Genomic DNA, 7,665 nt, shown 5'->3' with positions numbered 1-7,665 from the left:
GCGGGCGTTGCTGAAGCTCGGCTCGCTTGTGCCTCTTTCGGGCATGCGCACGGCGTGCTCGGAATCCGCGTCGGCAATCCTGCCGGTGCGGATCTGGTCGCGTATGCTCCGCTTCAATTCCTCGCGCGCGCGTCGGAGGAAGCGCTGGCGATTGCCGAGACTCTTGTCTTTCGGGTTCAGGCGGCGGTCGATGAAGATCGGCATGGAACCATCCGGGTTCTCTAACCCGCCCTGTTCACCCGCATGTACCAGTCCACAAGGCGACGAACCTGCCGCTCGGTGTAGCCGCGCTCGACCATCCGCTGCACGAATTCATTGTGCCGCTTTTCCGTGACGCTGTCCTGCTTGGAGCCGAAACTGATCACCGGCAGGAGGTCCTCGACCTGGCCGAACATGCGTTTCTCGATGACTTCCCGCAGCTTTTCGTAACTTGTCCACGCCGGGTTGCGGCCATGGTTTCTTGCACGGGCGCGCAGCGTGAATTTCACCACCTCGTTGCGGAAGTCCTTGGGATTGGCGATGCCGGCCGGCTTTTCGACCTGTGAAAGCTCGTTGTCCAAAACCTCGCGGTTGAGGATCTGGCCGGTGTCGGGATCCTTGTAGTCCTGGTCTTCGATCCAGGCGTCGGCATAGGCGATGTAGCGGTCGAAAAGATTCTGGCCATACTCGCTGTACGATTCCAGATAGGCCTTCTGGATCTCATGACCGATGAATTCGGCATACCGCGCGGCCAGTTCGGACTTGATGAACTCCAGATAGGCGGCTTCCGTCTCCTTCGGAAACTGTTCGCGCTTGATTGCCTCCTCCAGGATGTACATGAGGTGCACGGGGTCGGCGGCCACCTCTTCGGTGTCGTAGTTGAAGGTCTGCGACAGGATCTTGAAGGCAAAGCGCGTGCTGACGCCTGCCATGCCCTCGTCGACGCCGGCGGCGTCCCGATATTCCTGAACCGACTTTGCCTTGGGGTCGACTTCCTTGAGGTTCTCGCCGTCATAGGCGCGCATCTTGGTGTAGAGCGGTGAATTGTCGTGCTCGGCCAAGCGGGTCGAGACGGTAAACCGGCTGAGGATGTCCAGCACCTCGGGAGCGCAAGGACTGGCGGCCAATTCGCTCTCCCGCAGCAGTTTCTCGTAGATCTGCCGCTCTTCGGTTATCCGCAGGCAATACGGCACCTTGACCACGAGGATGCGATCGAGAAAGGCCTCATTGTTCTTGTTGTTCTTGAACTGCAGCCATTCCGACTCGTTGGAATGGGCCACGATGATTCCCTGGTAGGGAAAAGCGCCGAAGTTTTCGGTGCCGTTGTAGCTGCCTTCCTGGGTGGCGGTCAGCAGCGGATGCAGGACCTTGATAGGCGCCTTGAACATTTCGACGAATTCAAGCAGGCCCTGGGTAGTCCGGTTCAGTCCGCCGCTATAGGAATAGGCGTCCGGATCGGATTGGCTGAAGTTTTCCAATTGCCGGATGTCCACCTTGCCGACCAGGGCCGAAACGTCCTGATTGTTCTCGTCGCCGGGCTCGGTCTTGGCGATGCCGATCTGGCGCAGTCGCGACGGCATCAGCTTGACGACGCTGAACTTGGAAATGTCGCCGGAAAGTTCGTCGAGGCGCTTGGCTGCCCATGGCGAAATGAGCCCATTCAACCGGCGTCGGGCAATGCCGTATTTGTCCTCCAGCAGGTCGCCCATGCGATCAGGATGGAAAAGACCAAGCGGCGATTCGAAAACCGGGCTGACCTGATTACCGACCTTCAGCGTGTAGATCGGGCGCTGTTCCATCAATTTCTTCAGACGCTCGGCAAGGGAGGATTTGCCACCGCCCACGGGGCCGAGCAAATAGAGGATTTGCTTGCGCTCCTCGAGCCCCTGGGACGCATAGCGAAAATAGCCGGCGATGCGCTCGATCGTGTCCTCCATGCCATAGAAATCGGCAAAGGAAGGGTACACTTTCAGGGTCCGATTGGAGAAAATGCGGCCGAGCCGCTCATCCTTGCTGGTGTCGACCAGGTTCGGCTCGCCGATCGCCTCGACCATCCGTTCAGGCGCCGAGGCATACATCGACTTGTCCTCGCGGCAGGCAAGGAGATATTGCTGGATGCTGATCTCTTCCTGCGCCGCGTTGGTGTAAATTTCCGAAAACAGATCAAAGACGTCAGACTGGTTCTCTCGCATGATGCTTTTGCCCTCGGAGCCGCTGTGGCTTCCATTCGGCTCACCTCGCATTCAACTGTCGGGGGGTACCGTTTGTTCCCTTCATGTGAAGAGGTGGCTGCGATCGTAAGATTTGAGGCCACTCCGAGATCAAGGCGCTCGGTGCGGAGCGGCATTCAGCGCGGGTAGCGGGTGTGTTGCGAATCCCTGACTGGACGGCTGGGGCCGCCGCGTGCAGTCTTGCCTCGCCAGGAGACAGTGATGATCGATCGACGAAGCCTGATCATGGCCTCGGTGGCGGCGATGCTGCCGTTGGAAGCATCGGCCGCGTCGGAAACACGCCGACCCACGCCAAAGACCTTCGACTACGGGCCGGCCAAGCTCGACATCTATGCGCCCGATGGTGCAATCGGCCTGCCGGTCGTATTTTTCGTTCATGGCGGCACCTGGCAGTTTGGCAAACGCAGTCAGGTCAACGCCAAACCGGCCTTCCTGCTCGCCAACGGCTTCTGCTTCGTCTCCATCGACTACCGCATGTTGCCGCAGGCCGATGTCGCCACCCAGGCCGGTGACGTCGAAAAGGCCTACGCCTTCATCAGGGCCAACATCGCCCGGCATGGCGGCGATCCCAACCGCATTGTCGGCATGGGCCATTCGGCCGGCTGCCATTTGATTGCGCTGACCGGCATGCGCGGCGGATTGCCCGGCATAGCTGCGCTCATTCTCGACGATACCAGGGCCTATGATCTTGCAGCACTTGCCAGGAAGGGCGGCATGGTGCGGGCCTATGCCCGCGTCTTTTCCAATCCCGCGCAATGGGCGGCACTGTCGCCGGCCAGCCATGTCGACGGCCGCAAGCACCCGCCGACGTTCATTGCCTATTCGCGCGCCCCTGGCCGCGGCGAGGACTCCAAGGCCTTTGCCGAGCGCCTGCGCGCGACGGGCACCCAGGTCACACTGTTCGACGGCAGCGCCTACACGCATATGTCGATCAATCGCGATTTCGGCGAGGACGGTGACGCGCTGACCGCTGCCGCGCTGGCATTCCTGAAATCGACGGTTGGCTGATCTTTACAGCGCTGGATCAGATCAAAAATGGCGGCGGGATATTGCTGTGCGGGCGCGCCCGGGTGCAAGTGCTCTTCGATCGTGAGCGGGAGGGAATTGCATGAACGGCGCCGATGTCCTGTGTGACGTGCTTCTGGCCAACGATGTGACGGTCTGCTTTGCCAATCCCGGCACCTCCGAAATGCATTTCGTTGCAGCACTTGACCGCAAGCCGAAAATGCGTTGCGTGCTCGGGCTGTTCGAGGGCGTGGTGACGGGTGCCGCCGATGGCTATGCGCGGATGACCGATCGGCCGGCCGCGACGCTGCTGCATACCGGTCCCGGCCTGGCCAACGGGCTCGCCAACATGCACAATGCCCGGCGTGCCTTCAGCCCGATGATCAACATCGTCGGCGACCACGCCTCTTACCATCTGCCGCTCGATGCCCCGCTCACCAGCGATATCGAGAGCCTTGCGGCGCCGATGTCCAACTGGGTCGGCCGCGTCAAGGGCCCGGCCGATATCGTGCCGGCAGCTGAAGCAGCCTTTCGCGCCTCGCTGACACCGCCCGGCGTCGCGACGATGATCCTGCCGGCGGATGCTGCCTGGGGCGCAGTCGACGCGGTTTCGGTCGGCAAGGTGAAGCTGGTGCCAGCGCCGGCCGTCGATATGGACGCCGTGCGCAAGGTCGCCGCGGCGATCCGTACCGCTCCGGGCCGGGCAGGCATGATCGTTCGCGGAAAGGCCGCACGCGCCGATGCGCTCGCCATCGCCGGGCAGATTTCGACGGGCAGCGATGTCCGCCTGTTCGGCGAGGTTCTGATCGCACGGATGCAACGCGGGCGTGGGCGTGTCGCGCCGACCCGCATCCCCTATCCGGTCGATGCGGCGATGGCTGTGCTGAGCGACGTCGATGTTCTGATCCTGGTCGGTGCGAAGGAGCCGGTTGCCTTCTTCGCCTATCCGGGGAAACCGGGACGGCTCGTGCGGGAAGGCTGCGAGGTGCTGACACTGGCCGCCCATGGCGACGATCTGCATACGGCGCTGGAGGCGCTTCGCGACGAACTTGGCATCAAGCCGTCACAACAACAGGTGCTCGCGGCCGCTTTTCCCGACGAGGCAACGCCGAACGGCAAGCTGACGGAAGATGCCATCGCGCTCTCGGTGGCGCGCAAACTGCCGGCCGATGCGATCGTTTGCGATGAAGCGGTCACCTCGGCCAGGCGTTTCTTCGCGCTGTCGGCCTTTGCAGCGCCGCACGACTACATGATGGGCACGGGCGGATCGATCGGCGGCGGCATCCCGATGGCGACCGGGGCGGCAATCGCCTGTTCGGACCGCAAGGTGATCAACCTCGAAGCCGACGGCAGCGGCATGTACACGGTACAGGGATTGTGGACGCAGGCGCGGGAAAAGCTCGACGTGGTGACGATCGTGTTTTCCAATCGAACCTATGCAATCCTGCATGGCGAGATGAAGAATGTCGGCGTGGGCGCGATCGGCGAGAACGCCAGGCGCATGCTCGACCTCGACCATCCCTCGCTCGACTGGGTGTCGCTGGCCAAAGGCATGGGCGTGGAGGCGGCTCGCGCCGATACGTGCGAGCGCTTCGAGGCGCTGCTGGACAGCGCGCTGTCACGGCGCGGGCCGTTCCTCATCGAAGCGGTGCTCTGAGCGCGGCGAAAAACGATCGGCGGAACCGAGCTACCAGCGGGTCTTTTCGCCGGGAGCCGCCGGTTCGATCGCCAGCGCGTGCACGCCGGCCTTCAATTCGTCGGCAAGCAGTTCATTGACGGCGCGGTGACGGTCGATGCGGCTCATGCCGGCAAAGGCGGAAGCGACGACGCGGACGCGAAAATGCGTCTCGCCGGTGCCGTCATAAGTGCCGTGATGGTCGGAGCCGTGATGGTGGTGGCCGGCATGGAGATGGCTCTCGTTGATGATAACCAGCCTGTCCGGCGAAAATGCCTTATTGAGCTTGTCTTCCATGGTCGCCTGTATGGACATCGCCATCTCCCTTCACCACATATCGCTGGCGTCTCGGCCTGGAAACCGAAAATCGGTTTCGCAAGGGGCCGCCGCCGAGCAACAAAATCCGCCATTCGCCTGCTTTATGCCGCGATTCAGCGGTTAGGGCGATGATCGCGAAAATGTCAATTCTTGTTTCGCATCTGCGAACGCCCCATAAATGGGTAAGATGAAGCCGTACCCCAAATATTTCGAGAAGATTCGCGTCCGCCCCGACAAGGACGCGGAGCTGAAGTCGCACTCGCCGATCTGCCAGTGGGACGGCTGCAAGGAAGCGGGCACCCATCGTGCGCCGGTCGGGCGCATGAAGGAAGGCGAGTATTTCCACTTCTGCTTTGATCATGTGCGCGAGTACAACAAGGGCTTCAACTACTTTTCCGGCGTGCCGGACACCGAGGTCGCGCGCTTCCAGAAGGAAGCCATGACCGGGCACCGGCCGACCTGGAAGATGGGCGCCAACGGGGCCTCGACGCGGTCGTCGCCCGATATGGCCCAGATGCGTTCCGGCCGCGCCGGCTACTATAACCGCATGCGCGACCCGTTCGACCTGTTCAAGGGACCGAAGGATCCGCGCGAGGCGCGCGAGCGCAAGGCCAAGCCGCTTGAGGCCAAGGCGCTGGAAACGCTTGGTCTTGATACAAAGGCGACTGGCAAGGAGATCAAGGCGCGCTATAAGGAACTGGTGAAACTGCACCATCCGGATGCGAATGGTGGCGACAGAGGTTCGGAAGACCGGTTCCGCGATGTGCTGCAGGCCTATCGCGTGCTCAAACAGGCGGGCCTGTGCTGAGCGGCCATACGGTTCGTGTCGTTTTCCAACTTTCATAAGGTTGGAAAAGGCTCTAAGACCGCCCCCGGACAAAATCGATTGCCGGCGAAATCAGACGTTTCGCCCGTGGAGACGTTGAGAGATATGAACAAGGTCGATCGTGACATCGCCAACCTGCCCGACACGACGGTGTCGGTGAAGGAGAAATTCGGCTTCGAGTCCAAGATGGTGGTGCCGGCCTATTCGGTGACATCGGAGCATGTGCCGGACATCGATCCGGACTATCTGTTCGACAAGAACACGACGATGGCGATCCTTGCGGGCTTTGCCTACAACCGCCGCGTCATGGTGTCGGGCTATCACGGCACCGGCAAGTCGACCCATATCGAACAGGTCGCCGCTCGCCTCAACTGGCCTTGCGTGCGCGTCAACCTCGACAGCCATGTCAGCCGTATCGATCTCGTCGGCAAGGACGCGATCGTCGTCAAGGACGGTTTGCAGATCACCGAATTCCGCGACGGCATCCTGCCCTGGGCCTACCAGCACAATGTCGCGCTGTGCTTCGACGAGTACGATGCCGGCCGTCCGGATGTGATGTTCGTCATCCAGCGCGTGCTGGAATCGTCGGGCCGGCTGACGCTGCTCGACCAGAGCCGGGTCATTCGCCCGCATCCGGCCTTCCGGCTGTTCTCGACCGCAAACACGGTCGGCCTTGGCGACACCACCGGCCTCTATCACGGCACCCAGCAGATCAACCAGGCGCAGATGGACCGCTGGTCGATCGTCACCACGCTGAACTATTTGCCGCACGACAACGAAGTCGCCATCGTGCTGGCCAAGGCCAAGCACTATCGCGACGGCAAGGGCAAGGACATCGTCAACAAGATGGTGCGCGTCGCCGACATGACGCGCTCGGCCTTCATCAACGGCGATCTGTCGACCGTGATGAGCCCGCGCACCGTGATCACCTGGGCCGAGAATGCCGAGATATTCGGCAATATCGGCATGGCGTTCCGGCTGACCTTCCTCAACAAGTGCGACGAACTGGAGCGCTCGGTGGTGGCCGAGTTCTATCAGCGCGCCTTCGGCGAGGATCTGCCCGAGAGCGCCGCCAACGTGGTGCTGGGCTAAGCAGGGTCTCGATGGCGGGTCCGGGCGACAACACGCGCAACAAGTCGAAGACGGGGTCTGAAGCCGATAGCTTCAAGCGTGCCGTTACCGTCTGCATGCGCGCCATTGCCGGCGACAAGGAACTGGAGGTCGGTTTCGCCAAGGACCGGCCGGCGCTCGCCGGCAGCCGCGCGCGCTTGCCGGAGCTGCCCAAGAAGGCATCGAAGACCGATATTGCGATCACCCGCGGCCTCGGCGATTCCATGGCGCTGAAGCGCGCCTGCCATGATGTGCGCATCCACACCAAGCTGGCGCCGGAAGGCAAGGCGGCCCGCGCCATCTATGACGCGGTCGAGCAGGCTCGCGTCGAGGCGATAGGCTCACGCGCCATGCAGGGCGTCGCCGACAATATCGGCTCGATGCTGGAGGACAAATACGCCAAGGCCAACCTCGTCGACATCAAGGACAAGGCCGACGCGCCGATCGAGGAAGCTCTTGCCCTGATGGTGCGCGAGAAGCTGACCGGCCGCCCGGTCCCGAAAAGCGGCGAGCGGCTGGTC

At 62.2% G+C, this 7,665-nt stretch carries 7 protein-coding genes and 1 pseudogene; 5 read left to right on the top strand and 3 right to left on the bottom strand.

The window, feature by feature from the left end:
* Together EN893_RS11355 and EN893_RS11350 are read right to left on the bottom strand one after the other, a co-directional pair.
* Positions 1-204: DUF444 family protein (locus tag EN893_RS11355; RefSeq protein WP_128361542.1), on the bottom strand; the 204-nt coding region annotated here is incomplete at its 3' end.
* Positions 205-221: 17 nt separating this feature from the next.
* On the bottom strand, positions 222-2,171 hold the full coding sequence (locus tag EN893_RS11350; RefSeq protein ID WP_013529362.1) for a PrkA family serine protein kinase: 1,950 nt from the start codon (positions 2,169-2,171) through the stop codon (positions 222-224).
* A 240-nt stretch (positions 2,172-2,411) separates the two neighbouring features.
* Here EN893_RS11350 and EN893_RS11345 point away from each other — a divergent pair, with 240 nt between their 5' ends.
* A complete protein-coding gene (locus tag EN893_RS11345) occupies positions 2,412-3,218 on the top strand; it encodes an alpha/beta hydrolase (RefSeq protein ID WP_127266965.1) in 807 nt (268 codons plus the stop codon).
* Positions 3,219-3,318: 100 nt separating this feature from the next.
* A complete protein-coding gene (locus EN893_RS11340; protein WP_127266964.1) occupies positions 3,319-4,872 on the top strand; it encodes an acetolactate synthase large subunit in 1,554 nt (517 codons plus the stop codon).
* Positions 4,873-4,902: 30 nt separating this feature from the next.
* On the opposite strand, the gene EN893_RS11335 is transcribed toward EN893_RS11340, so the two are convergent.
* The gene (locus EN893_RS11335; protein WP_013529365.1) at positions 4,903-5,205 is read right to left on the bottom strand and encodes a BolA family transcriptional regulator; all 303 of its coding nucleotides are present in this window, start codon (positions 5,203-5,205) and stop codon (positions 4,903-4,905) included.
* A gap of 181 nt (positions 5,206-5,386) precedes the next feature.
* On the opposite strand from EN893_RS11335, the gene EN893_RS11330 reads away from it, so the two are divergent.
* The 3 genes and pseudogenes from EN893_RS11330 to EN893_RS11320 form a co-directional block, all read left to right on the top strand.
* Positions 5,387-6,016, top strand: coding sequence for a J domain-containing protein (locus EN893_RS11330; RefSeq protein WP_013529366.1), 630 nt, complete (start codon positions 5,387-5,389; stop codon positions 6,014-6,016).
* 123 nt (positions 6,017-6,139) lie between these two features.
* On the top strand, positions 6,140-7,126 hold the full coding sequence (gene cobS / locus EN893_RS11325) for a cobaltochelatase subunit CobS (protein WP_013529367.1): 987 nt from the start codon (positions 6,140-6,142) through the stop codon (positions 7,124-7,126).
* An 11-nt stretch (positions 7,127-7,137) separates the two neighbouring features.
* Positions 7,138-7,665 (top strand): annotated as a pseudogene (locus EN893_RS11320) (cobaltochelatase subunit CobT); the annotation flags it as partial.

Origin of the sequence: Mesorhizobium sp. M7A.F.Ca.CA.004.04.2.1, from assembly GCF_004022825.1 — a bacterium.
Taxonomy (GTDB): Bacteria; Pseudomonadota; Alphaproteobacteria; order Rhizobiales; family Rhizobiaceae; genus Mesorhizobium.
This window is presented reverse-complemented; position numbering and strand designations above follow the sequence as displayed.